Genomic DNA, 1,884 nt, shown 5'->3' with positions numbered 1-1,884 from the left:
AAAAAAATAAAGGCGGCTCATGGCCGCCTTTCCCAGAAAGATATGAGGAGGACTACAGATTAGATGTCATTTTTTGCACCCCGTCGAGATAGTAACTGCGGTTCACAGTCTGCCCGTCGACGGTCACTATGACCGCCGGGGCGTTTTCCCGGTGAAGTTTACCCTGTAAGTACCACATTTCTTTATAACAGTTTTGCTCAGGCTGGTTTTCTATCCAGGCCGGTCCTTCCTCCCGGTGCAGTCTGCCTGCTTGATACCACTGCTGACATAATATCGAACCGTCGGAATCATAGATGGTTACAGCAGGCGCCCCGATGCGGTGCAGACGGCCATTATAATACCATTCTTCCTGCATGACAGCATTCTGATCGCGAAAATAGAGAATGGAAGCCGGACCATCCTGGCGGTGAAGCTGGTCATTGACATACCAGTGTTCGGCCAAAGGAGTACCATCCATCTTATAGACCGTAACCGCCGGGCCATTATCCCGGTGTTTGGTTTTTTTGATCCTGTCCTTGTAGTAAACCACCATTTCGACCTGCTGGTCATTAAACGAGGGATTAGCGGCAAACAAAGCGATTCCTCCCTGTTTGGTCCTGTAGAAACGGACCACATCAAATTCGTGAATATGTTAACAAAAGGGTAGCATGATATCCGGAATGAATTCAACCGATAAGCACGAACTGCCGTTGTCCAGGCATGAACTGCCGTATAATAGACATAAACTATCAATTTTCGAAAATATGCAACTATTGATACAAAAATGAGACAATACTTATTTTACAATCAAAACTGGACAGGAGGCCTGGCGCAATACTCGGTCACTGACACTGCCCAGAAGCAGGCCGCTGAAAGTACCTAACCCCCTGCTTCCCATTACCACCAGGTCATAACCCCTGGCCGTGATTTCATTAATGATAATTCTTTCGGGAGTCCCCCATACGGTTGTGGTGTTGATCTCCACTTTGCTTGGCGGCAGTTGCTTAACAGTATCATCGATGATGGTTTGCCCCGCTTCTTTGAGATTGTTCACAATAGCTTCGCTTATCAGGGGAGGATCCTGCATGGAACCAAGTCCGGTCAACTGACTTATGTTTATCACATGCAGGAGAGTAACGGAGCCATGGTATTTTTCGGCGATGTCTACCGCTCTCACCGCAGCCATAATTGAATGTTTAGATCCATCTACGGGCACCAGGATTTTTTTAAACATGATCTTGCCCCTCCAATGCTAGTTTGCTATTCCAATATTCTTTTCGATCAGGCGCGAGTTAACGACAGTCGTATATCAATCGCCGCGCACGATCAAGACCGGACACGGCGCCAGTTTGGCGACCCGGTCGCTCACGCTTCCCAATAAGAGACCGCTGATGGCGCCCAGCCCCCGGCTGCCCATAACTATCAGATTAAATCCGCCCTTTTGGGCCTTTTCCACTATGACATCGGCTGGATTGCCCCAGGCCAACTCGGTTTCTATACAGACTTTTTCACTCTGATCCGCGGCCTGAATAGCTTCCAGATTGGACTTCACTTCAGACAGTAGAGCCAGGCCCTCCTGCTCGCGTTCAGGGGTGGGATTATTCTTCGAAGCAGGTCTGAGGTAACCGCCCCGATTATTTTGCGCGGTGTTGATGATGTGTAATAAAGTAATCCTACCCCCATGTTTGACTGCCATGAATACAGCCCGCTGCGCAGCGAGATCGGCAAAATCAGAACCATCGACGGGCACCAAAATCTTTTTAAACATGGTCAGGCCTCCTCGCAATAACAATAAATAAGAAAAAGAAAACAATCACTAAAGTTCGAATATTCTGAAAATAATTGACCACTGTATTTATCATAGTATAAACTATAAACACGGGAGAAGGGTTGAAGAAACTTGTC

The 1,884-nt window shown here is 47.5% G+C and carries 3 protein-coding genes; all 3 read right to left on the bottom strand.

Annotated elements, in window-relative coordinates; all coding sequences use genetic code 11:
• Nucleotides 1-52: 52 nt before the first annotated feature.
• On the bottom strand, nt 53-574 hold the full coding sequence (locus B3W37_RS14170; protein ID WP_483170055.1) for a toxin-antitoxin system YwqK family antitoxin: 522 nt from the start codon (nt 572-574) through the stop codon (nt 53-55).
• Nucleotides 575-775: 201 nt separating this feature from the next.
• Entirely contained in the window at nt 776-1,213 is a 438-nt protein-coding gene (locus B3W37_RS14165; RefSeq protein WP_483170054.1) for a universal stress protein, read from the bottom strand.
• A gap of 75 nt (nt 1,214-1,288) precedes the next feature.
• Nucleotides 1,289-1,747 (bottom strand): universal stress protein, encoded by a 459-nt coding sequence (locus B3W37_RS14160; RefSeq protein WP_483176180.1) that lies wholly within the window; start codon nt 1,745-1,747, stop codon nt 1,289-1,291.
• Nucleotides 1,748-1,884: the final 137 nt, after the last annotated feature.

This window comes from Syntrophomonas sp. UBA5494, from assembly GCF_002426325.1.
The sequence above is the reverse complement of the archived record's forward strand: the minus strand, read 5'-3'. Positions and strand labels throughout refer to the sequence as shown.